The sequence below is a fragment of the Burkholderia sp. Bp8963 genome (assembly GCF_003854275.1).
Lineage (GTDB): Bacteria > Pseudomonadota > Gammaproteobacteria > Burkholderiales > Burkholderiaceae > Burkholderia.
This window is the reverse complement of record NZ_QTQP01000052.1, coordinates 1-23379: the sequence shown is the minus strand read 5'-3', so window position 1 is coordinate 23379 and position 23379 is coordinate 1. Positions and strand designations below refer to the sequence as shown.

The following is a 23379-nucleotide window of genomic DNA, read 5'->3' as shown; positions in this document are numbered from 1 at the left end:
TTCGTGGCTACTGTCACGTCGACAGACCCCGTCGCGCGGCGATCCGTTCCCGCGACGTGACAGCGCATTTTAATGAAATCAACCGATTGGCTTCGCGATTTTTTGTAAAAATTCCCTCGCCCGCTGTATTGGCGCGATTTTTTGTCCGCCTGCACGGCCTATCATGAACACGAAACGCGGCATGCGTATTACGCGCAAGCTTTCAATGGCGAAAGGCTGGTCGCGATGCGCGCGCAGCTGCGCGGTCACGCGATTCGCTGCGCTTGATATCGCGGGTTTAAGCCGTATTTAAGTGACCCGGTGGTGTAATATCCGCCGGCACTGGCGGACCGGAACCGGCCCCGCTACAGGCCATGCCGCACCACGCGGCGCCTTTCAAACACGGAGGATTTCATGTCGCTTTTCGACTCTGTTTCGCGCACGATCAAAGGCCTGCTGAACGACGCGGCCGATTCGGTGCAGGATCCGTCGCGCGATGCACGCCAGATCGTGCGGGAGCTCGACGACAGCATCAGCCGCGCCGAAAACTCGCTGATCGAGATCGAGGCGCAAGTCGCGACCCAGCGCAGCAAGCGCGATGCGGCCGACGACAAGGCGAAGAAGTACGAAGACGGCGCGAAGCGCGCGCTGCAGGCCGGCGACGAAGCGCTCGCGCGCGAGGCGCTCGGCGCGCAGGCGAACGCCGAAGCGGAACGCAACGCGCTCGCGGGCGAACTCGCGACGCTCGAGCCGTCGGTCGACAAGCTGAAGGGGCAGATCGCCGACATGCGCCAGCGCCGCAACGACCTGAACGCGCGCTCGAACATCCTGCAGGCGAAGCAGGAAATCGCGCAGGCGAAGGACGTCGCGGCTACCGCGCTCGGCGGCATCGGCGGCAAGAACCTGTCCGAAGATTTCCAGAAGCTCGAGGACAAGGTCGCACTGCAGAACGCGCGTTCGGACGCCCGCCTCAATTCGGCCGACACGTCGAGCGGCAAGGCGCTCGACGACAAGCTCGACGCGCTGAACAAGGGCCCGTCGGTCGAGGATCGTCTCACCGCGCTGAAGAAGCAGCTCGACACGCCCGCGCAGTAACCGGCATGCGCCGCCGCCCTGCCCGGGCGCGCGGCGCGGACCGATCGCAAGGAGACGGGCGCACGCGCCCGGTTCGACCATGAAGAAATCCCTCGCCGCTCTCGGCTTCTCGCTGATGATGCTGTCGTCTGCCGCGTTTGCGGTGCCGTCGCTGCAGCAGGTCGAGCAGTCGATCGCGCAGCGCGACTGGCAACGCGCCGACACGCAGCTGTCGCAGGTCATCGACGCCCATCCGAACAACGCGCACGCACACTATCTGTACGCACAGGTACTCGATCGCGAAGGCCGCTCGGCCGACGCGCTCGCGCAGTTGCAGCGCGCCAAGACGCTCGATCCGCAGCTCCGCTTCACCGATCCATCCCGCTTCGCACAGACGGAAGCGCGCATCCGCGCGGACGCCGCGCGCGTGAGCAACGTTCAGCCAGGCACCGGAACCGGCACGCTGCAGTCGTCGCTCGCGCCGGCCGTGCCGCCGGCTGAAAAGCACGGCCCGTCTGCCGGCATGTGGATCGGCCTCGGCCTGATCGTCGCGGTGATCGCGCTGGTGCTGCGCTGGACGCTGCGGCGCGCGCGCTCGACCGACGACCGCCGCACCGAAGACGAACGCCGCGCACAGCTGAAGCGCGCGACCGACGTGCTGAACGACGTCCGCCCGCTGAAGCTCGATGCGCGGCTGTCGACGGCGCCCGGCGCCACTGCGCTCACGAGCGAGATCGAAGCGATCGAAACCGATGCGCGCGAACTCGTCGAAGCGTTGTCGAACGGCAAGAATCCGGTGCCGCCGTACCGCGTCGAGGAACTCGAGAAGCGCCACGCGAGCGTGAAGGCGCGTGTCGAAGGCCGGCCCGATCCGGCCGCGCAGCCCGCCGCACCCGCCGGCGGCTCCGTGTTCGCGCAGGAAGCCGATCGCGTGACGGGCGCGCAAGGTCAACCGTATCCGCCTCAGTATCCGCAGCAACAGCAGCCGCCCGTCGTGATCCAGCAAGGTGGCGGCTTCGGCGGCGGCATGGGTGGCCTGCTGACCGGCGTGCTGCTCGGCGAGGCGATGTCGGGCGGCCGTGAGCGCGTGGTCGAACGCGACGTGATCGTCGACGGCGAGCGCCACCGGCGCGACGCCGATCCGGGCATCGATCTCGGCCGCGGCGACGACTCGAACTGGGACAATGGCAGCAGCGGCGGCGGCGTCGATGTCGGCAGCAACGACGACGACTGGACCGACAACACCTGAGCGGCACGCTCCGGGGTGTCGACGCGCGACGACCGACACCCCGGACACTTTCTCCTTGAAATGATTCGTTGGCATTCCCGACCGCGTCCGCGGCGCGGCGCCCATTTGTCAATCATTTCAAGATGGGCTATCAGCAATGGGGCACGTTCGCTATCATGCGGCCATCGGCGTGCCACCGACCCTCAATTCGACGCGATCGCGTCGCGGCACGCCTCCCTTTGCCCCAACCAGGAGAAAGCCGCTCATGAGCATCATCAAGGAATTCAAGGAGTTCGCCGTCAAGGGCAACGTGATGGATCTCGCCGTCGGCGTGATCATCGGCGGCGCATTCTCGAAGATCGTCGACTCGATCGTGAAGGATCTGATCATGCCGGTCATCGGTGTCCTGACGGGCGGCCTCGACTTCTCGAACAAATTCGTCCAGCTCGGCACGATTCCGCCGTCGTTCAAGGGTAATCCCGACTCGTTCAAGGATCTGCAGGCCGCCGGCGTTGCCGTGTTCGGCTACGGTTCGTTCATCACCGTGCTGATCAACTTCATCATCCTCGCGTTCATCATTTTCCTGATGGTCAAATTCATCAACAAGCTGCGCAAGCCCGCGGAAGCCGCGCCTGCTGCAACGCCGGAAGACACCGTGCTGCTGCGCGAGATCCGCGATTCGCTGAAGCAGCGCTGAGCGCCAGCCCGCCGGAAACATTCCAGCCCGCCCTCGCGCGGGCTTTTTCATGTCTGCGCGGGCCCGGCTGCCGCGCGATGCCTATCGCATTTTTTTGTGACGAGCGAATGCACGCGCCCGCGAAGCGGGTCTATGATGGAGACTAAATGACAGTGCAGGCGCCAGGCGCTGACTGTGTCGATCGTGGCGAGCGGGTCGATCGGAGACGTCGATCGTCGCACCGCACGAAGCTAGCATTTTCGTGTGCTATAAAGGATCGACATGCGGCGCGCATAGCCGGGAGTGGGTCGCATGAAAGTGCCGCATTTCTTGCAATTGTTTTTGAGGCGAGTGTTTATGTCCTTCCCGAAAAAACGTCGACGCGCGCAGCAGGATGGCCAGGAATCGTTCCTCGCGGTCTTGCGCCACTCGAAGCCGTTCGCCCAGCTTGATACCAAGATTGCGCGCGCTCGCGCGCAGGACGAACCTGTACTGTACGCGCATGTGCTTCCCGGCCTGGACGTGCTCCTGTGCAGCGTGCGCGGCGCACAGCCGCCGTATCCGGCGATCGCCGAATTGCGAAAACGCTGCATCGAGTCGATCGCCAACGCGCTCGAGCAGCCGCTCGACGGTCTCGAAAACGGTGGCTACTGGTACGAAGCGAACGGCTTCGGCTTCCTCGTGTTCGCGAGCCGCGCCCGTGCGCGCATCCTGCCCGAATTTGGTGCGGGCACCAAAGCGTCGGTGCGCAGCGGGCTCGGACGGCAGAACGCCGGCGACACGACACCGCGCTCGCTCGGCTGATTCGACGCCGACCATCGATGGGCCGCCCGAGCGCGGCCCATCTGCCATTCACGCATTCCGTTCGTTGCAGCGACGCCCACACCGCCATCAAGCCTGACGGCGTCCGTTCCCCGGCCTGACGATGTCGATGAACGCGGCGAAATCCGCGTCGGCGAGCCCTTGCGCAGCGCCAAGCCGCAGCACCTGCTGCACGGTCGCCGACACCGGCATCACCGCGCCCGTCTCGCGCGCCGCGTCGGCAATTGCATCGACGTCCTTCTGAAACGTGCTGAGTGCGCCGATCGGCGGATGGCCGCCCGACGTCATCCGCGGCACGAAGGTCTGCAGCAGCACCGAATCGGCCCAGCCGCCGGCGAGTGCCTGCGCGAGACGCGCGGCATCGATGCCGCTCGCCTGTGCGAGGCCGACCGCCTCGGCAATCGCCGTGACCGTCGCGGTGACGATCGCCTGGTTGCACAGCTTCGCGGTCTGGCCCGCGCCCGCGTCGCCCATGTGCGTGATGCGCGCCGCGTATGTGTCGATCAGCGGACGCGCCGCGTCGAGATCCGCTGCGCGGCCGCCCGCCATCACCGCGAGCGTGCCGGCCTGCGCGCCGGGCACGCCGCCCGACACGGGCGCATCGACCCAGCCGACGCCAAGTTCCGCCGCGCGCGCTGCATACGCGCGCGTCACGCCGGGCGGAATGCTCGAATGATCGACGATCCGGCGCACGCGCCGCGCCGCTGCAGCACCGGACAGCAAGCCGTCCGGGCCGAACACGACGTCGCCGACCGCGCGCGCGTCGAGCACGCACAGCAGCACCGTCTCGACCTGCTCCGCGAGCGCACGCGGCGAGTCGACGACATGGGCGCCGTCGGCGACCAGCGCGTCCGCCTTCGCGCGCGTGCGGTTCCATACGCCGACCCGGTGGCCCGCCGCCAGCAAATGCCGAATCATCGGCGCGCCCATCAATCCCGGTCCGCAAAATCCGACTTCCACGATATGCCTCGTCTCCGATATGGGTTGAACTTGCCGGCCATCATACCTATCACTCAATTAGCCGGGCGCACTCCGTACCCTATTCGGCACCCCATTCTGCACCCGCGCCAGAACCCGACACGACACAGGGAGCGCATCATGAGCGACCACGTCTACAAGCTGATCGAACTGACCGGCTCGTCGCAGCAATCGAGCGACGACGCGATCCGCAATGCGATCGCGAAAGCCGCCGCGACGCTGCACAACCTGCACTGGTTTCAGGTGACCGAGACGCGCGGCCACATCGAAGGCAACCAGGTGATCCACTGGCAGGTCACGCTGAAAGTCGGCCTGCGCATCGACGACTGACGCGCACGACTGACGCGCGCGCCGCGTCACGCCCGGAACGCGCGCGCGGATACGCGCAACGCGTATCCGCGCGCCTGCCCGCACACCCTTCCCGCCGCGGTCAGCGCCACGCCGGCGGACACGTGCGGGTAACCATCTCTTGACGCTGCCTTTCGTTCATATTAAAAATCATATACCCCCACCATCCCTCGATCAGCCCGGACATATAAACGGAGAAATCATGAGTCAGCAACGCGAGGCGATCGACACGTACCTCTTGCGCGTCTTGCACACCCTGTTGATGGAGCGCAGCGTCACGCGCGCGGCCGTCAAACTGAATCAGTCGCAACCGGCGATCAGCGCCGCGCTGCGGCGCCTGCGCGACATCACCGGCGATCCGCTGCTCGTGCGCGGCAAGTCCGGCATGGTGCCCACCGAATACGGGCTGCGTCTGCTCGAGCCCGTACAGAACGCGCTGCGCGAGATCGAGCGCATCAAGTTCCAGCAGCACAACTTCGACCCGGCCACGTCGATCCGCTGCTACCGGATCGGCTGCCCCGACTACCTGAACGTGCTGTTCGTGCCGACCGTCGTCGAGCGCTTCCGCCAGGCCGCGCCAAACGCGACGCTCGAATTCCACTCGCTCGGGCCGGCGTTCGACTACGAACTCGCGCTCGAGGACGGCAAGCTCGACATCGTCGTCGGCAACTGGCCGGAACCGCCGGAGCAGCTGCACCTGTCGAACCTGTTCGTCGACCAGATCGTCTGCCTGATGAGCAACACGCATCCGTTCGCGAAGCGCGGCGGCCTCACGCTCGACCAGTACCTGAACGCGCCGCACCTCGCGCCGACGCCGTACTCGGTCGGCCAGCGCGGCGCGATCGACGTGCATCTCGCGCGCGAGCGCCTCAAGCGCCACGTGGTCGTCACGTTGCCGTACTTCAACCTCGCGCCGTACGTGCTTGTGAAGTCCGACCTGATCTTCACGACGACGCGCCTGTTCGCCGATCACTACGCGAAGTTCCTGCCGCTGTCGGTCGTGCCGGCGCCGCTCGACTTCCCGCCGATGCAGTACTACCAGCTCTGGCACGAACGCTGCCATTACTCCGACGAAGTGCGCTGGTTGCGCAGCCTCGTCGCCGAGGCCACCCGCACGCTGATCGAGTCTTGACGACGCGCGATGGCGCGCGATGGTGCGACGGCGACGACCGGCGCCGTGCATCGCCATGGCGCGGCGTCCGCGCCGCTCAGCGCGACGCTTCGACGAGCGCTTGCGCGAGCGCGTTATGGCGTTCGATGACGGGCGGCAGATCGAGCGTCGCGAGCCGCCCCTCACGCACGACAACCTTCCCGTTCACCACCGTGTACGCCGTCTGCGACGGCGCGCAGAACACCAGCGCCGCGACCGGATCGTGCAGTGCGCCGGCAAACAGCGGCTGACGCAGGTCGAACGCCGCGAAGTCGGCCGCCATGCCGGGCGCGAGCGCGCCGATGTCGTCGCGGTTCAGCACCTTCGCGCCGCCGAGCGTCGCGATCTCCAGCGCGTCGCGCGCGGTCATCGCATCCGGCCCGAAGCCGACCCGCTGCAGCAGCAGCGCCTGGCGCACCTCCGCGACCATCTGCGCGCCGTCGTTCGACGCGGAGCCGTCCACGCCGAGCCCGACCGGCACGCCGGCGAGCCGCATCTTCTTCACCGGCGCGATGCCCGATGCGAGCCGCATGTTCGAGCACGGACAGTGCGCGACGCCCGTGCCCGTGCGCGCGAACAGGCCGATGCCGGCGTCGTCGAGCTGCACGCAATGCGCATGCCACACGTCGTGCCCGACCCAGCCGAGATCCTCTGCGTATTCGACGGGCGTCATCCCGAACTTCTCGCGGCTGTATGCGATGTCGTTGACGTTTTCCGCGAGGTGCGTGTGCAGCGACACCCCGTACTCGCGCGCGAGCACGGCGGCATCGCGCATCAGTTCGCGGCTCACCGAAAACGGCGAGCACGGCGCAACGACCACCCGCAGCATCGCGTAGCGCCCTTCGTCGTGGTAGGTCTCGATCAGCCGCTGCGCGTCGCGCAGGATGTCAGGCTCGCGCTCGACGACCGAATCCGGCGGCAGTCCGCCGTCGCGCTGGCCGACGCTCATCGCGCCGCGGCTCGCGTGAAAGCGCATGCCGATCCGCTGCGCGGCCGCGATGCTGTCGTCGAGCCGGCTGCCATTCGGATAGATGTACAGATGATCGCTCGACGTCGTGCAGCCCGACTGCAGCAACTCGGCCATCGCGGTCAGCGTCGACACCTCGATCATCTCCGGCGTCAGGTGCGCCCAGATCCGGTACAGGTTCGTGAGCCAGCCGAACAACTCGGCGTTCTGAGCGGCCGGAATCGCGCGCGTCAGGCTCTGGTACATGTGGTGGTGCGTGTTCACGAGCCCGGGGATCACGAGATGGCCGCGCAGGTCGAGCACTTCATCGGCCGTGTCCGGCAGCTCGGCGCTCGGGCCGACCGCGACGATCCGGTTGTCTTCGATGTAGAGCCCCGCGTCGCGTAGTTCGCGGCGCGTGTCGTCCATGGTCACGAGCACGTCCGCGTGCTTGACCAGCAGGGTCCTGGGGCGGGATGGGGAATGGTGCGGCGCGCGTGCTTGCGTGCCGGGATGCTGCTCGAATGTCATGCGTTCTCCGCGTCGGTCAGCCCTTACGGGCAGTCGCAAAGCCGTTCGAACGCTGATTCGCGGCACGCCCGGTGCCTGCGTCCGTTCGAACGCCCTGGCCCGGTTACCCGGCGTGCTCGCCGTCTTCGGGGTACGCGCCGGCCGGAGCCGACGTGCAAGGCGGCAGGATCGCGCAAGCGCGTGCGGCACACAATGCGCGATCCCGAATACCCACGTTCACGGTTTCGATATGGTACGTGCGCAGCCCGCGCGCCGTGGCGTCCGGCCGCGGATGGAGGTGGGTGAAAGCGCGTTGCGACCGCGTTTTTTTCGCGCCGTCGACAGCCGCTCATGCGCGGCGCATTATCTTTGCTATCGCTCGCGGTTTTGCACGAGGAACCTTCTTACAATGCGTGCACGGCGCTCGCTTCAACTCGCCGACGGGTATGTAGCCACGTGACGTGGAGCCTCGATCCGCCGCACAGTCATTGGATCGGGCCGCCGCCGAACCTCGCATTCACACAAGGACAAAGCGAATGGGCAAGCTCACTACCCACGTACTCGATACGGCGCACGGCCGCCCCGGCGCCGCGCTCAAGGTGGACCTCTACGCGCTGGACGGCGATTCGCGCCGCGCGATCAAGACCGTGCTGACCAATAGCGACGGCCGCTGCGACGAACCGCTGCTCGAAGGTGCCGCGCTCGCCGCCGGCGAATACGAACTCGTGTTCCACGCGGGCGATTACTTCGCGGCGATCGGCGTGAAGGTGCCCGAACCCCGTTTCGTCGATCGCGTCGTGCTGCGCTTCGGCATCGCCGACCCGGCCGCGCACTACCACGTGCCGCTGCTGGTATCCCCGTGGTCGTACAGCACCTATCGCGGCAGCTGACACCGTATCGGCCGCCCGCATCACGACAACGATCCGAGATTGGAGGAGTTCCATGGAAGGCTTCATCACCGACTGGCTGAACCTCGCGCTTCGCTGGCTGCATGTCATCGCCGCGATCGCGTGGATCGGCGAGTCCTTCTACTTCGTCGCCCTCGACAACAGCCTGAAACCGCCGACCGACCCGAACCAGCGCAAGCGCGGCGTGTTCGGCGAGCTGTGGCACGTGCACGGCGGCGGTTTCTACAACATGCAGAAGTACACGGTCGCGCCGCCCGAAATGCCGGACGACCTGCACTGGTCGAAGTGGCCGTCGTACACGACCTGGATGTCGGGCTTCTCGCTGTTCTTCGTGCTGTACCTGCTCGCGCCGAACACGTACCTGATCGACAAGAGCGTGCTCGACATGGGCCCGGTGGTCGCGGTTGCGTCCGCGCTCGGCTTCCTGATGGCCGGCTGGATCGTCTATGACACGTTGTGCCGCGTGCTCGGCACCAACGACCGTGTGCTCGGGATCTGCGTCGGCATCTACGTCGTCGTCGCCGCGTACCTCGCATGCCACATCTTCGCCGGTCGCGCCGCGTACCTGATCGTCGGCGCGATGCTCGCGACGATCATGTCGGCAAACGTGTTCTTCGTGATCATCCCCGGCCAGCGCAAGATGGTCGACAAGATGCTGAAGGGCGAAGAGCCGAACCCGATCTACGGCAAGCGCGGCAAGCAGCGCTCGGTGCACAACACGTACTTCACGCTGCCGGTCGTGTTCGCGATGCTGTCGAACCACTACGCGATGACTTACGCGAACAAGTACAACTGGATCGTGCTCGTGCTGATCATGCTGGCCGGAGCGCTGATCCGCCAGTTCTTCGTGATGCGTCACCGCGGCCAGCAGCTGTGGTTCCTGCCGATCGGCGGCGTCGCACTGATGGCGGCCGCACTCGTATGGACGATGCCGAAGCCGGTCGCACCGGAAGCGCAGGCCGCGAACGCGCCGAAGGTCGTGATCAACGACATCATGCCGATCCTGCAGCAGCGCTGCGTCGAGTGCCACTCGTCGAAGCCGACGCTGATGGGCAGCGCGCCCGCCGGCGTGATGTTCGACACGCCGGACGAAGTGTCGAAGAACGCGCAGCGCATCTATGAGCAGGCCGTGCGCCTGAAGGCGATGCCGATCGGCAACGTCACGCACATGACCGACGACGAGCGCACGAAGCTCGCCGCGTGGTTCGAAGGTGGTGCGGTGAAGTAACGCCGCCTGGTAGCGCCGGACGCCGGCGCTGTCCCTTTCCGTTCGCGGGCCCGTTATCGGGTCCGTTTTTTTTGCGTGCGCCTGATGCTCTTCGTGCGTTAGCCGCGCATCGCGTCGCGCTGAAGCGCGACGAGTGCATCGCGTGCGCGCGGGCCGTCGTCGAACGGGACGAAGATGTGATCGTGGTACGCGGCGGCCATCACGTTGCAACTGATGCCGGCCGCGCCGAGTGCCCGTGCGAATGCCGCGGTAAGACCAACGGCCGCAAGGTCGGAATGCACGTTCGGATAACGACACGTCTGCATTGGTCGGCAGCGATACGAATGCGAACGCACCCGGATGCAGTTCGGGCTGGTCAGGCATGCACCATCGCGACTTCGTCCGCGAGCCAGTCGCGCAATGCGACGATGCGCGGATCGTCCTGCGTGTGCTCCGGATACACGACGTGATACGCGAGCGCCGGCGCCACCTCGACGCTCACGTCGAACAGCCGCACGAGGCGCCTGTCCGCGAGATCGCGCGCAATCATGTGCGGCTCCGCCAGCCCGACCGCCGCGCCGTCCGCCACCGCCTGCACGACGTGGCTCGAATCCGGAAACGCGACGCACCGGCTGTCGTCGAAACCGTCGACGCCGGCCGCGGCCATCCACGCCGACCAGCGCGGCCAGATCACGCCATCGATTTCGCAGTCGGCGTGGCAAAGCGTGTGGCGCAGCAGGTCGCGCGGCACGCGTGGCGGCCGCCCGCCCGACAGCAGCGCCGGGCTGCAGACCGCGACGACGGACGTGCCGAACAGGCGCTGCGCACATGCGTCCCGGTAACGCCCGGTGCCGAAGCGGATCGCGACATCCACATCGTCGTCATCGAAATCGCGCAGGCGGTCGGTGATGTCGAACGTGAGTTCGAACGCCGGATACGCAGCCCTGAAACGCGGCAGGCGCGGCAGCAGCCAGTGCGTCGCGAAGCGCGCGCCGACCGACACGCGCAGTTCAGTCTGCTCGCGCGCGATGCGGCGTGCCCGCGCGGTCGCACGCTGCAGGCTTGCCAGCGCATCGGTGGCAGCCGCAGCCAGCACGACGCCCGCCGGCGTCAGCCGGATGCTGCGGCTCGTACGGACGAACAGTTCCATGCCGAGCTGCGCCTCGATTTCCTTGATCTGGTGACTGACGGCTGCCGGCGTCAGTCCGACCTCGTCGGCCGCCCGCGAGAAATTCAGGTGCCGCGCCGCCGCATCGAACGTTCTCAGCGCGCGCGTACCGGGCCACATGCGTTCCATCGATCTTCAAACAGGATTTGATGACCGTTTGAAAACTACTCGTTTTTCATGACGCCATCAATCGGCAAACAATAGCCTTTCTTGAAGATGCCGCGCGCCGCCCCGTGCCTGCGGCCGAACCCGGAGATTCGCCGATGACCGTTACACCGTTCCCGTCCGTCGCCCAGATCAATGGCGTCGCCGCTGCGCCGGACGCGCTCGCCGCACTGGCTTTCGCGGGCCATGCGCACTTCACCGCGATGCAGGTCCGCGACGCACGCGTGTGCGGCCTCGACCTGCACCTCGCACGGCTGCGCGATGCGTCGAACGCGCTGTTCGGGCACGCGCTGCCCGACGCGCGGATTCTCGCGTTTCTGCGTGCCGCGCTCGATCGCGCGCCGTCGGCGCTGTCGCTGACCGCGACCGTTCATGCGACGACAGGAGAATTCGTCGCACCGCGCGACGACGAAGCGCTCGACGTGCTGGTCCGCACCGCCGCACCGTCGTCGGGGCCGGCGGGCCCGCTCGATCTCGCGCTGTTCGACTACGAGCGCGTGCTGCCTGACATCAAGCACGTCGGTGAAGTCGCGAAGACGCACTTCCTGCGGCGCGCGGTCGCGCAGGGTTTCGACGATGCGGCATTCGTCGATCGTCATGGGCGCATCAGCGAAGGCTCGATCTGGAATCTGGCGTTCCGGGCCGGCGACGCGGTCGTGTGGCCGGTGGCCGGCATGCTCGGCGGCGTCACGATGCGCATCCTGCGGCGGCAACTGGCGCGCCTTGGCATCGCGCAGCACGACCGCGAAGTGGCGCCGGCCGACCTGCCGTCGATGAGCGGCGCCGTCGTGATGAACTCCTGGACGCCCGCGATCGCCGTGCGCCGGCTCGGCACGGCGACGCTGCCCGATTCGTCGTCGCTCGCCGCGCTGCTGCATCGCGCGTATGAACAGGAGCCACCCGTCGCGCCGTGACACGCGCGGCCACGAAGCACGGGCGCCCGGCTCACGCGTCGGCAGTGTCCGGCAGCCGCGCGATCGCCTTGATCTCGCACTGGAAGCCGTTCGAGCGCAACGCCTCGCGAGAAAACGACCGCGCATAAAAAAACCCGCGCAAGTTGCGCGGGTTTCGACAGGCAGTCAATCGCGAGAACGCCGGCGACTCACGCCGTCAGCACATGCAGCGCCTCGTCGGTGAGCCAAAGCGATTCCGCCAGATCCTGCTCGTTGAGATTCAGCCCCTCCCCGCCGCGATCGACGACGATGAAGTCGCTGACGTCACCGAGCGCGATCAGCGGGTGATGCCACACGCCCTTCGCGTAATTGACGCCCTGCCAGCCGCTCGTCACGAACGCGCGGATCTTCGCCGGGTCGAGCTCGCCCACGGGTGCGACGACGACAAGATATGGCTGGTCGTTCAGCGGCACGAACGCCTGGCTGCCGAGCGGATGCCGCTCGAGCATCTTCACCTCGAACGGCAGCGTGCGCGGCTGGCCACGAAACAGGTTCACGAGCGTGCGGCCGTCTTCGTCGTCGACGTCGACCTTCGCGAGATCGTGAAAGCGGATCGTCGTGCCGAGGTTGATCGGGATCTGCTTCGCGCCTTCCGTCTCGATCACGTCGCCGAACGGCGCGAATGCCTCTTTGGTCAGCGGTTCGATGGCAAGCGTCTTCATTTGTCGAGCGTCCCCCACAGGCGCAGGCGCGACACGCCGCCGTCCGGAATGATGTTCAGCCGCACGTGCGTGACGGGGCCAAGCGACGCGATGTCCTGTTCGAAGTAATGCTGCTTGTCCATCTGCAGCTTCTGCTCGCCGAGCAGCGCCGGCCAGAACATCGACTGAGTGATCAGCGAGCTGTCGGTGCCGCCCGTCACGTACGCGGCCTGGATCGAGCAGCGGTCCGGATAGTTGCCCTTGAAGAACGCGGTGTCGACTTCGATCTTGCGGATCACGCCCGGCTGCGCGAGCGCGATGATCGCCCAGTCGTTGCCCGGCTCGCGGCGGCGGCGGGTTTCCCAGCCGTCGCCCATGTTCACGCCGCGGCCCGGCAGCAGCAGGTTCGTGGCGACGCCGAAATGCTGGTTGTTCGCGGCGACCACGTAGCCGCCGTTCTCCATCGCCGCGAGATCGAACTGCTCGGTCGCACTCGCGCCCGCCCAGTCGAGCTGAGGCTGGCCGTACACGCGAAGCCGCGCGATGCCGCCGTCCGGGTAGATGTTCACGCGCAGGTGTGTGAACGCACGCGCGTCGCTCGCGTCGACGTAGTGATGGCTGTTGCCCTGCAGCGTCGTCGACGGCACGATCTCGACCCACTCGGTCGCATGCGTCGGCGCGCCGTCGGCCACGTACGCGCCCTCGATCGACGCGGCCGGCGGGAAGTTGCCGGTGAAGTGGCTCGTGTCGATGTCGAAGCCCTTGATCACGCCCGGGCGCGCGAGCTTGACGATGCACCAGTCGTAGCCGGTCGTGCGCTTGCGGCGCGTTTCCCAGCCGTCCATCCACTTGCCGTGGTCGTCGTACTTGCCGGGGATGAACACCGCCGGCTCGGGGTTCAGCATGCGCTCCTTCGGCGCGAAGAAATCGTCGCTGGCCTCGAGCGCCTGCGCACCGAGACGCGGGTCCGCGAGATTCACGTAGCGCCGCGTGAAGTCAGGTGCGTTGGGGTCGAGAAGCGGGATTGCCATGATGTGTCCTTGGTCAGTATTGCGAAATTGCCGCTGCCACGCAGCAGGCCGTATTGCGGTGTCACGCGTCGATCAGGTCGTCGAGCCGGAAACGTGCGATCCGGTAGATCTGGTCGAGGCTCGCGCGCATTTCCTCCGTGCGCGTATGGTTCACGCGCGACTCGAAGTTCGCGATGATGCCGTGGCGATCGTAGCCGCGCACCGCAAGGATGAACGGGAATCCGAACTTCTCGCGGTAGGTGCGGTTCAGCGTCAGCAGCTTGTCGAACTCGTCCTGCGTGCACTGGTCGAGCCCCGCGCCGCTCTGCTCGCGCGTCGATTCGGCGGTCAGCTCGCCACGCACCGCGGCCTTGCCCGCGAGCTCCGGGTGCGCGTTGATCAGCGCGAGCTGGCGCGCAACGCCTGCCGCCTCCACCGCGCCCGACATCGTCTGGTGCAGCGCGTCGATGCTCGCGTACGGCCGCGCGAGCGCGGCCGCCTCGGCGACCCACGGCGAATGTTCGAAGATCCCGGACAGCGCCGCGACGAATGCGCCCGGCGCCATCGTGTTCAGTTGCTCCAACGTGTAGCGCATCGCCTTCATGCTTTCCCTTCGTTCCGTTGATTAGCCTGGTACGGATGATGTTCACGCCAGTGTTGCGCGATATCGACACGCCGCGTCACCCATACGCGATCGTGCTTCGCGATGTGATCGAGGAAACGTTGCAACGCGCGGAAGCGGCCCGGGCGACCGAGCAGGCGGCAGTGCATGCCGATCGACAGCATCTTCGGCGCCTCGTCGCCTTCCTCGTACAGCACGTCGAACGCGTCGCGCAGGTAGTGGAAGAAGTGGTCCGCCGTGTTGAAGCCCTGCGGCGTCGCGAAGCGCATGTCGTTGGTGTCGAGCGTGTACGGGACGATCAGCTGCGGTGTCGTGCCGCCGCCCGACACTTCGACGTCCATCCAGAACGGCAGGTCGTCGCCGTAGTTGTCGGAGTCGTACAGGAAGCCGCCGTATTCGGCGACGAGCCGGTGCGTGTTCGGGCTGTCGCGGCCCGTATACCAGCCGAGCGGCCGCACGCCGGTCACGCGCTCGATCGCCTCCATGCCGAGCCGCATGTGCTCGGCCTCGAGCTCGGGCGTCATGCTCTGGTAATGAATCCAGCGCCAGCCGTGGCACGCGATTTCATGGCCGAGCTCGACGAACGCGCGCGCGAGCTCCGGATGCCGCTCGATCGCCATGCCGACGCCGAACACGGTCAGCGGCAATCCGCGCTTCTCGAATTCGCGCAGGATGCGCCACACGCCGGCGCGCGACCCGTATTCGTAGATCGACTCCATGCTCATGTGGCGGTCCGGATACGCGGCCGCGCCGACGATTTCCGACAGGAACTGCTCGGAGCCCGGATCGCCGTGCAGCACGCAGTTCTCGCCGCCCTCCTCGTAGTTCAGCACGAACTGCACGGCGACGCGCGCCCGCCCGGGCCAGTTCGCCTGCACGGGGTGGCGGCCGTAGCCGATCAGATCGCGTGGGTAGTTGGAATCGAGTGACATGGTTCGATGTGCGACGAAAACTTGCTGAAATAATGGGTTTCGATCGGCCCGACCAGCGGGCCGCCGCGCTCCACCGGCTGCGCGGCGGCTCCGCGAGCCGATTCGAACGACGGCCCAGTGTAGCGAAAACGCCCATACGCGCCCATACAGCGGCGCAGATAGTGCGTGTCAGACGGTGTGTATGTGCGGGTGCGGCAAAGTGGGGAGCGGCTCTGCTGCGGCGGCGGCTGCGGCCCCGGCGGCGTCGCTGCGCGCCGCGGCCGCGGCCGCGGCCGGGGCCGGGGCCGCCGCGCACGGGCTGAAGCGTGCGAATTCGCCGTCGTAGCGCTTCGGCAGCGGCCGCGCGTAGTCGCCGCGCTTTGCGGTCGCGAGCCGCAGCGCGACGAGCGCCTCCGCCCATTTGACCGCCGCCGTCACGCCCTCGACCACCGGCGCGCCGATCTGCTGCTCGATCTCGTGCGCGAATTCGGCCATCCCCGCGCAGCCGAGCACGATCGCGTCGGCGCCATCCTCGTCGAGCGCGCGCCGACATTCGTCGACGATGACCCGGCGCGCGGCCGAGCCCGGGCGGTCGAGTTCGAGCACCGCGACGTCGGTCGCGCGCACGTTGCGGCAGAACCGCTTCATCCCGTAGCGTTCGGCGAGATGCCACGCGATCCCGCAGGTGCGCGCGAGCGTCGTGACGACCGAAAAGCCTGGCGCGAGCACGCTCGCCGCATGCATCGCCGCTTCCGCGATGCCGATCACGGGCCCGCGCGCGAGCTCGCGCGCCGCATACAGCCCCGGATCGCCGAAACAGGCAATCACGTACGCGTCGAAACCGTCGCGCTCGCCTTGCGCGATTTCGGCGAGCAGCCCGGGCGTCGCGAGCGCCTCGTCGTAATACCCTTCGATCGACGGCGGCCCCATCGGCGGGCTGACCGCGACCACCGCGGTGCCGGCGCCCGCGACCTCGCGCGCGCAGCGGCCCATCGCGTCGGTCATCCGCTGCGTCGTGTTCGGGTTGATCAGCTTGATCTTCATGGCGCGCCCCTCAGGCCTTGCGGTTGGCGAACAGCCGGTAGAACCCGAAGCCGAGCGCCGCGCCGATGAACCACGAGAAATTCGCGACGCCCTGCCAGCCCGGCATCATCACGCAGACGATCGCGATCAGCGCGGCCGGCAGCAGCGCGCCGAGCGCGCGGCGGTTGACGCCGCCCGTGTACCAGTACGCGCCGTGCTCGGACATCGTGTACAGATCGTCGCGCACGAGCCTGCCGCGCCTGACGAGGTAGAAGTCGGCGATCAGCACGCCATACAGCGGCCCGATGAATGCGCCGAGCACGTCGAGCGTGTAGTGGATCACGGCCGGGTTGTTGAACAGGTTCCACGGCGTGATGAACACCGATGCGACCGCCGCGAGCATCCCGCCTGCGCGCCAGCTGATGAGCCGCGGCGCGACGTTCGAGAAATCGAACGCAGGCGACACGAAGTTCGCGACGATGTTGATGCCGATCGTCGCGATCGTGAACGTCAGCGCACCCAGGATGACCGCGGTCGGATGATCGATGCGCCCGACCGTCTCGACCGGATCGGTGATCAGTTCTCCGAACACCGGCAGCGTCGCGGCGGTCGTGATTACCGTGACGAGCGAGAACGCGAGGAAATTGACCGGCAGCCCCCAGAAGTTGCCGCGCTTCACGTCGCCGAAGGTCCGGCAATAGCGCGAGAAGTCGCCGAAGTTGAGCATCGGCCCGGAGAAATACGACACGACGAGCGAGATCGCGGTGATCATCACCGGAATCACTTCGGCGCCGTGATACTTGACGCCGCCGAGGTTGATCCCGATGTTGCGCCAGCCGGCGCGCCACACCATGTAGCCCGCGAGGATGAACATCACGACGTAGACGGCCGGGCCCGCGAAGTCGATGAATTTCTTGATCGTCTCCATCCCGTTCCAGAACACGAACGCCTGTAGCACCCACAACAGCATGAAGCCCGCCCAGCCCACGGCCGACAGGCCGAGAAAGCCGTAGCGGTGCACGTCCGCATACGGCAGCCATTGCGGGAAGAACTTCAGCACGACGATCACGAGCGCGCTCGACGCGAGATAGGTCTGGATCCCGTACCACGCGATCGCGATCAGGCCGCGGATCACGGCCGGCACGTTCGCGCCGAGCACGCCGAACGTCGCGCGGCACGCAACCGGATACGGCACGCCGACCTGCTGGCTCGGGCGCGCGATCAGGTTGCACAGCACGTTGACGAGGCCGATGCCGACGATCAGCGCGATCAGCACCTGCCAGCTCGTCAGCCCGAGCGCGAACAGGTTGCCCGCGAACACGTAGCCGCCGACGCTGTGCACATCCGACATCCAGAATGCGAAGATGTTGTATGCGCCCCATGTCTGATTTTTCAGGGGTGCCAAATCTTCGTTGTACAGGCGTTCACTGAAACCACTCGGCACTGTCGCCCCGCTCCCGTTCTCGCCGCCTTCCGCCGGATACGCGCTGTCGTGCGCCACACTGACCTGAGCCATGACCTCTCCTTGACCGCGGCCGGACGGCCGCTCCATCGTCATCGAAATCGCCCCGGACGTTGCCCGGAGTCGGACCCGCGACCCGCGGCTTGCGTCGCGGGTCGGCATTGCTTCGGTTCTCGTGGCGGACGGGTTCGGGTCGCCGCTCAGGCGGCGCCGCCGAACACCTCGCGCAGGTCGACCGCCCCTTGCGCGGGGCGGTCCAGCATTCTCAGTTCGACGTGCTGCAGGTGATGCGCCATCAGCGCCGCGGCACGCTTCGCGTCTCCGGCCTCCAGCGCAGCGAGAATCTCGTCGTGGTCGTCGAACGAACACGGGCTGCGCCCGTGCGATTCATACAGCGCCGACATCAGCGTCGAGCGCGCAACGAGCCCGTCGAGGCACGCGCTGAGCGTCTCGTTGCCCATCAGCGCCGCGAGCGCCGTGTGGAACTCGCCCGACAGGCGGATCCACGCAGGAAAATCACGCCGCTCGAACGCGTTGCGCTCCTTGTCGATCAGCGCGGCGACACCCTTCAGGCGCTTCGCGCCCGGCCCGGTCGCGAGCCGCTCGACGACGGCCAGCTCGATGATCCGGCGCATCTCGAACACCTCGTGCACGTCCTGCAGCGTCGGGCTCGCGACAAATGCGCCGCGATTCGGCTCCAGGTCGACGAGCCGATCGGTCGCGAGCAGCGCGAGCGCCTGCCGGATCGTTCCGCGCTTGACGCCGAACACGTCGCAGAGCTGCGCCTCGGTCAGCTTCGCGCCGGGCGCGAGCCGATGCTCGAGGATCGCCGTGCGGATGCGTTCGGCGATCGCTTCGGGACCGGGCGCGCCGGACGGGACGGATTCGGGTTCGTTCATGATCTGCATCGTGTGATGGTCCCCATCGTAGAACGGACATAAAGATTGTCAACAATTCTTTTGCAGGATTTTGCACAATCCGGGCGCATCGTGATGGTTCGATCTGGTGCGCATCGCATCGAAGCGACGCACGACAAGTGTGAATCGCCCGCCCACGGCCGATCTGCCGAACACGTTGGCCACGAATTTTGTTGACAAAAATGGTGCAGAGATCGGCCGGTCCACAGCAGAAAACAGCAAATTTATCGACCGTTAGTTGCGCACTTACTTAAAGAAAAAGACGGGAGAACCCGCCTTTCTCATTCGTGCGCCGCCTGCCGTCAGCCGAGATGCGGATAGTCGGACAGCGTCAGCCGGAAGCCGTGCGCGTTCGCGACGAGCTGCGCGTGCGCGCCGAACGGCAGCGTCACGAGGTCGGGCACATGGCCGAACTGCAGCCCGGTAACGACCGGAATGCCGATCACCGCGCGCACCTGCTCGAGCATCGCCTGCATGTCGTAGCCGTTGTCGTATTCGAACGGCCGCCCGCCGGTGAACTGGCCGATCACGAGCGCCTGCTGGCGCGCGAGCAGCCCCGACAGGTGAAGCTGGTAGATCATCCGCTCGATCCGGAACGGCTGTTCGTTGACGTCCTCGATGAACAGGATGCCGCCGTCGATATCGGGCATGTACGGCGTGCCGACGAGCGACGTGAGGATCGCGAGATTGCCGCCCCACAGTGTGCCGGACACGTTGACGCTCTGCACCTGCGGCGCCTCCGCGACGATCGTCGTGGACGGCTGCGCAATCGTCTGCCAGAAGTGCTTCATCGTGAAGTCGCTCGGCGTCTCCGCGCCGAAATCGGCGGACAGCATCGGGCCGCCGAACGTCTTGATCCGCGCCTTCGCGTACAGCGCGAGCTGGATCGCCGTGAAATCGCTGTGGCCGACGAGCGCGATCGGCTGGTCGCGCAGCCGGCGTTCGAGGCCGCGGTAGTCGAGCCCGTGCAGGATGCGCGCCGCGCCGTAGCCGCCGCGCACCGCGAGCCCGATGTCGGGCAATGGCCGCTCGGGGTCGGCGAGCCGGTTCAGATCCCCCGCCCGCTCGCCGTCGGTGCCGCCGAAGCGCTGGTAGCGGCGCTGCGTCGCCTCGATGTTCTCGATGCGGTGCTGCGCGCCGCTCAGGCGTTCGAGCGCGCGGTTGATTGCGTCGGGATCGTGCGGGTAGCCGGACGGCGCCAGCAGGCGGATGGAATAGGATGCGTCGGACGGGACGGACATGGGCGGGACGTGTCGGTGATCAAACCAGCTTAGAGGGCCGGAACCGCGCCGGGTTCACGCCGACGCCGCACCGGGTCACGATGGGTCGGCCGCCTGATCGCGCGCGAGCCGGGCCTCGCGCAATGCACGGCGGCGCTCGGCGAAGAACGACTTCAGCGCGGCGCCGCACTCGTCGGCCAGCACGCCGCCGACCACCTCGGTGTGGTGATTGAGCTGCGGATTCGCGAATGCGTCGATCACGCTGCCGCATGCGCCCGTCTTCGGGTCCGGCGCGCCGTACACGACGCGCGCGATCCGTGCATGCATGATCGCGCCAGCGCACATCAGGCACGGCTCGAGCGTCACGTACAGCTCGCAGCCGGGCATCCGGTAATTCTGCATATGCTGGGCCGCCATCCGCAGCGCGGCCATTTCAGCATGCGCGGACGGATCGTGCCCGCCGATCGGATGATTGAAGCCGCGTGCGATCACCTCGTCGCCGCGCACCAGCACCGCGCCGACCGGCACTTCGCCGGCAGCACGCGCCTCCTCGGCGGCGGCCTGCGCGAGGCGCATGAAATGCGTGTCGCGCACCGATACCGGCGCGGCGGCGGAGGATACGGGAGTCTCGGTCGTGGATTCGGCAGGCGCGCTCGGCAGCAGGTCGGACGTCACATCGGCCCCGCTTCGGCGGCCGCGTCGTCGAGCCCGCGCTCGCACAGGCGCTCGGCGATGCGGCGGCAGTATTCTCGCGGCATCGTCATCGGGCCGCCGCGCAGCGATTCGAGCGCCATGTCGAGTGCCAGCATCTTCGCCTGCAGCCGGCAGCGCGTCGCGCGGTCGCTGACCGCACGCAGTTCGTCAGGCAGATTGCGCAGCGCGCGCAGTTGTTCGACGGCCGGCGGCACGAAGCCCGCATTCTTCAGAATACGGTTGGCCACCCGCACCTCCTCGGGCACGAGAACGTCGTCGTCCAGCGCCTGCGGCGCGCCGGTACCTGGCAAATCGTCGAACTCACCCCGCGCGGCGGCGGCGGCAATACGCTGTTCGACCAGGGCGTCAAGCAATCTCATCAGTCAATCGAAACAATGCGGCAGCCGAATTCTAGCAGGGTGACGCGCGTGTGACAGGCCCTTCGAACGAATGCTCGACATTGGATTGACGGCACGCTCGCGGCGTGCTTGTACGCTGATTGTTCCTCCCCTGTTTACGGCGGTGCACCTGCATCTGTGCCGGCATGCGTGAACGTGCCCCATCACGACGCGTCGCCCGATACCGGACGCCAGCAAGCAATGCGGCCGCGTATTGCAGCGGCCGCGCTACACCGTCACGTCGGTCTCCCGCTAACTGCCGCCATAGAAGCGGTTGAGGCGATCGAGCTCGCCCGACTTCCGTGCACGGAAGAGTTCTTCCTTGACCTGCGCACGCGTGAGCCCGGCCGGGCTGCCCGCCTGCGTACCGGCACTGGGCATGCCGCCCACCGACGTTGCACTGATCGCGGAATCGGATGGCGTCGTCGACGCCGGTGCGCTCCCTTCCTGCGCCTGGGCGAGCCCCACCGCGCCCAGCACGCAAACCGCGGCCAGCGCCGCGCTATACATGGCCTTCATCGTGGCACCTCACATGAAGCAGCAATGCGACACATACGACGCGAGCGGCGCTGGTGTCTCGCCGTCCGCGCATCTCGACGCCCCGCGTTCGTGCCGCTGCGCCCGGCGCTGTCACCTCGATCGTGACCTGCGCCGCGCCGGCACCGCGATCGACAGGTCCGCACCGGTCGGCTCGCATGCACGCAGTATCGTCGCTCATCCGTGATTTGCCCCTCCTCCGTTTCCCCCGGGTCAGCGCTTCGTCATGCGCGCAATCGCGATGCAGCCATGTCGCGTGTTTCGAGTCGTGTTGCTCGCGCGTGTCGCCGCATTGCGAATCGGATACTCCTGCCGCCATCGCGTTGCATCGGACGATTTCCGCACGCGGGTCCCGACGACGCGTCCGTGGCGTGAATGCGGCTGGAATGGGGCAATGATAGGGATCGCTTGACGAATTGACGCCCCCTTGAAAGGGGGCAATTGCGGCAGTTGTCATGTTGGGCGTCTAAGCTGGACAGACGTTGAGGAACGCGCGAACGGCCGCCCCACTACCTGCTCGAAAGCGCTTCCGAAGCACGGTCGAGGAGCGCCTTCATGTCTGACAAGCACGTCGCGCTGGCGAGTCACATTCGACGGCTCTGTTCGCTCGGCGTCGAGCCGCGCCTCGTGATTCCTCATGTGATTGAAGCCGCGCGGCATATCGTCGGCGCCGACTGGGGCATGTTCTTCTACGCCGACGAGCAATACGCACTGACGGACGTGTACAGCGAGAACGATACGGTCTACACGAAGCTGCCCGCGTATTTCGCGGACGTCCACAACACGACGCGGCAGGAAGTGCTCGGCGTCACGTTCACCGATGCGATGCGCCGCGGACGCGGTTTCGACAACAGCGTCCACTACGACGATGCGCTGCTGTCGAGCGCGATGTATGCGGACCTGTGGCAGCCGGTGTCGATGCGCCACTGCCTCGAACTGACCGCGACCGACGGCACGCGCGGCTGGGGCAGCCTGCAGCTGTCCCGATCGCCCGGCAGTCGTCCGTTCTCCGAAAAGAATCACCGCGACCTCGAGCCCATTGCGCGGCATCTCGCGCATGCGCTGTCGCGGCCCGTGCAAGCGCCGCTTCACGAAGCGGAAGGCAGCCTGTCCGCGATCGTCGTCGTCGACGAAACGGGCCGGCTGCTGCTGCACAACGCAGACAGCATCCGGATGCTGTCGCTCGCGGCCGGCGAGCCGCTTGCGTTCTACCATCACGACCGCTTGCCGGACTGGCTCGTGCCGCTGCTGTCGAACGTGAACCGGATCTGGCACGGCTGCCCCGCGCCGCCCGCGATGCTCGAACGCCGCAATACGGCCGGCCGCTTCCGCTTCAAGGCCTATCGCTTCGCCGACGCGGGCGCCTTGCGGCGCGATTTCGCGATCGTCGTCTACATCGAGCACTTTCCGCCGCTCGAGCTGGAAATCGAACGGCTTGGCTTCCGGTTCGGTTTGACCGAGCGGCAGCGCCAGCTTTGCACGCAACTCGTGCTCGGCCATTCGCACAGCGAGATCGCCCGTGACTTCGCGCTACGCGACAGCACGGTCGTCGATCACGTGCGCAAGATCTATCGCAAGCTCAACGTACACAATCACGACGAGCTGCGCAGCGTATTCCGGCTCGGTGCGCACGATTAGTGCGGCGGGCGCGATGCTTTCTCCGCGCCGGCTCCACGATTCCGAACGAGTCACGCAAACGAGATGCGCTAGTACAACATCCCTCAAATAAGTTTAATAATTATCGGGCTGTAAATATGGCTGCAGGAGCGTGACGATCACATCGGCCATTTCGTCGAGTGAACCCATGCCCGGCAGCGGCTCCCAACGCCCACT

The 23379-nt window shown here is 66.8% G+C and carries 25 protein-coding genes and 1 pseudogene; 10 read left to right on the top strand and 16 right to left on the bottom strand.

Annotated elements, in window-relative coordinates; genetic code table 11:
• Nucleotides 1-78: 78 nt before the first annotated feature.
• A complete protein-coding gene (locus tag DID96_RS38485) occupies nt 79-249 on the bottom strand; it encodes a hypothetical protein (protein WP_185732411.1) in 171 nt (56 codons plus the stop codon).
• 144 nt (nt 250-393) lie between these two features.
• On the opposite strand from DID96_RS38485, the gene DID96_RS30450 reads away from it, so the two are divergent.
• The 4 genes from DID96_RS30450 (at nt 394) to DID96_RS30430 (ending at nt 3761) form a co-directional block, all read left to right on the top strand.
• Nucleotides 394-1074, top strand: coding sequence for a PspA/IM30 family protein (locus DID96_RS30450; protein ID WP_124602938.1), 681 nt, complete (start codon nt 394-396; stop codon nt 1072-1074).
• Nucleotides 1075-1153: 79 nt separating this feature from the next.
• On the top strand, nt 1154-2302 hold the full coding sequence (locus DID96_RS30445) for a tetratricopeptide repeat protein (protein ID WP_124602937.1): 1149 nt from the start codon (nt 1154-1156) through the stop codon (nt 2300-2302).
• 244 nt (nt 2303-2546) lie between these two features.
• Nucleotides 2547-2978, top strand: coding sequence for a large conductance mechanosensitive channel protein MscL (mscL, locus tag DID96_RS30435; protein WP_124602935.1), 432 nt, complete (start codon nt 2547-2549; stop codon nt 2976-2978).
• A gap of 336 nt (nt 2979-3314) precedes the next feature.
• Complete coding sequence (locus DID96_RS30430) at nt 3315-3761, top strand: hypothetical protein (RefSeq protein ID WP_185732415.1); 447 nt, start codon at nt 3315-3317, stop codon at nt 3759-3761.
• An 87-nt stretch (nt 3762-3848) separates the two neighbouring features.
• Here DID96_RS30430 and DID96_RS30425 read toward each other — a convergent pair whose 3' ends face one another.
• Entirely contained in the window at nt 3849-4739 is an 891-nt protein-coding gene (locus DID96_RS30425) for an NAD(P)-dependent oxidoreductase (protein WP_124602933.1), read from the bottom strand.
• A gap of 138 nt (nt 4740-4877) precedes the next feature.
• On the opposite strand from DID96_RS30425, the gene DID96_RS30420 reads away from it, so the two are divergent.
• Entirely contained in the window at nt 4878-5087 is a 210-nt protein-coding gene (locus DID96_RS30420; protein WP_124602932.1) for a dodecin, read from the top strand.
• A 220-nt stretch (nt 5088-5307) separates the two neighbouring features.
• Nucleotides 5308-6237 carry a LysR substrate-binding domain-containing protein gene (locus tag DID96_RS30415; protein WP_124602931.1) on the top strand — a complete coding sequence of 310 codons (930 nt, stop codon included), beginning with the start codon at nt 5308-5310 and terminating at the stop codon, nt 6235-6237.
• 76 nt (nt 6238-6313) lie between these two features.
• On the opposite strand, the gene DID96_RS30410 is transcribed toward DID96_RS30415, so the two are convergent.
• Nucleotides 6314-7732 (bottom strand): 8-oxoguanine deaminase, encoded by a 1419-nt coding sequence (locus tag DID96_RS30410; protein ID WP_124602930.1) that lies wholly within the window; start codon nt 7730-7732, stop codon nt 6314-6316.
• 515 nt (nt 7733-8247) lie between these two features.
• Between DID96_RS30410 and uraH the strand changes: the two genes are divergently transcribed.
• Together uraH and DID96_RS30395 are read left to right on the top strand one after the other, a co-directional pair.
• Nucleotides 8248-8601 carry a hydroxyisourate hydrolase gene (uraH, locus tag DID96_RS30400; RefSeq protein ID WP_124602929.1) on the top strand — a complete coding sequence of 118 codons (354 nt, stop codon included), beginning with the start codon at nt 8248-8250 and terminating at the stop codon, nt 8599-8601.
• A gap of 52 nt (nt 8602-8653) precedes the next feature.
• On the top strand, nt 8654-9847 hold the full coding sequence (locus DID96_RS30395) for a urate hydroxylase PuuD (RefSeq protein ID WP_124602928.1): 1194 nt from the start codon (nt 8654-8656) through the stop codon (nt 9845-9847).
• Between the two features lie 98 nt (nt 9848-9945).
• Here the strand turns inward: DID96_RS30395 and DID96_RS30390 are convergent.
• Together DID96_RS30390 and DID96_RS30385 are read right to left on the bottom strand one after the other, a co-directional pair.
• Nucleotides 9946-10210 (bottom strand): annotated as a pseudogene (locus DID96_RS30390) (ACT domain-containing protein).
• Nucleotides 10203-11123: a LysR substrate-binding domain-containing protein gene (locus DID96_RS30385; protein WP_124602927.1), complete on the bottom strand. Its 921-nt coding sequence runs from the start codon at nt 11121-11123 to the stop codon at nt 10203-10205. Before DID96_RS30385 ends, DID96_RS30390 begins: the two are co-directional and overlap by 8 nt.
• Nucleotides 11124-11257: 134 nt before the next feature.
• On the opposite strand from DID96_RS30385, the gene DID96_RS30380 reads away from it, so the two are divergent.
• Nucleotides 11258-12073 (top strand): aminotransferase class IV family protein, encoded by an 816-nt coding sequence (locus tag DID96_RS30380; protein ID WP_124602926.1) that lies wholly within the window; start codon nt 11258-11260, stop codon nt 12071-12073.
• A 188-nt stretch (nt 12074-12261) separates the two neighbouring features.
• Here DID96_RS30380 and DID96_RS30375 read toward each other — a convergent pair whose 3' ends face one another.
• From DID96_RS30375 to DID96_RS30325, 11 genes are all read right to left on the bottom strand, one after another.
• Nucleotides 12262-12774: an ureidoglycolate lyase gene (locus DID96_RS30375; RefSeq protein ID WP_124602925.1), complete on the bottom strand. Its 513-nt coding sequence runs from the start codon at nt 12772-12774 to the stop codon at nt 12262-12264.
• Entirely contained in the window at nt 12771-13784 is a 1014-nt protein-coding gene (gene alc, locus DID96_RS30370; protein ID WP_124602924.1) for an allantoicase, read from the bottom strand. The genes DID96_RS30375 and alc overlap by 4 nt, the downstream gene beginning before the upstream one ends.
• 61 nt (nt 13785-13845) lie before the next feature.
• A complete protein-coding gene (uraD, locus tag DID96_RS30365) occupies nt 13846-14367 on the bottom strand; it encodes a 2-oxo-4-hydroxy-4-carboxy-5-ureidoimidazoline decarboxylase (protein ID WP_124602923.1) in 522 nt (173 codons plus the stop codon).
• Complete coding sequence (gene puuE / locus DID96_RS30360; protein ID WP_124602922.1) at nt 14364-15317, bottom strand: allantoinase PuuE; 954 nt, start codon at nt 15315-15317, stop codon at nt 14364-14366. The genes uraD and puuE overlap by 4 nt, the downstream gene beginning before the upstream one ends.
• A 168-nt stretch (nt 15318-15485) precedes the next feature.
• Nucleotides 15486-16340 carry an aspartate/glutamate racemase family protein gene (locus DID96_RS30355; protein ID WP_124602921.1) on the bottom strand — a complete coding sequence of 285 codons (855 nt, stop codon included), beginning with the start codon at nt 16338-16340 and terminating at the stop codon, nt 15486-15488.
• A 10-nt stretch (nt 16341-16350) separates the two neighbouring features.
• Complete coding sequence (locus DID96_RS30350) at nt 16351-17835, bottom strand: NCS1 family nucleobase:cation symporter-1 (protein ID WP_124602920.1); 1485 nt, start codon at nt 17833-17835, stop codon at nt 16351-16353.
• Nucleotides 17836-17981: 146 nt separating this feature from the next.
• A complete protein-coding gene (locus DID96_RS30345) occupies nt 17982-18689 on the bottom strand; it encodes a GntR family transcriptional regulator (RefSeq protein WP_124602919.1) in 708 nt (235 codons plus the stop codon).
• Nucleotides 18690-19000: 311 nt separating this feature from the next.
• A complete protein-coding gene (ldcA, locus tag DID96_RS30340) occupies nt 19001-19939 on the bottom strand; it encodes a muramoyltetrapeptide carboxypeptidase (RefSeq protein WP_124602918.1) in 939 nt (312 codons plus the stop codon).
• A 75-nt stretch (nt 19940-20014) separates the two neighbouring features.
• Entirely contained in the window at nt 20015-20593 is a 579-nt protein-coding gene (gene tadA / locus DID96_RS30335) for a tRNA adenosine(34) deaminase TadA (RefSeq protein ID WP_124602917.1), read from the bottom strand.
• Nucleotides 20590-20991, bottom strand: a complete 402-nt coding sequence (locus DID96_RS30330; RefSeq protein WP_124602916.1) for a DnaJ family domain-containing protein — start codon at nt 20989-20991, stop codon at nt 20590-20592. The genes tadA and DID96_RS30330 overlap by 4 nt, the downstream gene beginning before the upstream one ends.
• Before the next feature lie 270 nt (nt 20992-21261).
• Complete coding sequence (locus DID96_RS30325) at nt 21262-21528, bottom strand: DUF4148 domain-containing protein (RefSeq protein ID WP_124602915.1); 267 nt, start codon at nt 21526-21528, stop codon at nt 21262-21264.
• Between the two features lie 573 nt (nt 21529-22101).
• On the opposite strand from DID96_RS30325, the gene DID96_RS30320 reads away from it, so the two are divergent.
• On the top strand, nt 22102-23184 hold the full coding sequence (locus DID96_RS30320) for a LuxR C-terminal-related transcriptional regulator (RefSeq protein WP_124602914.1): 1083 nt from the start codon (nt 22102-22104) through the stop codon (nt 23182-23184).
• The last annotated feature ends 195 nt before the right edge of the window (nt 23185-23379 follow it).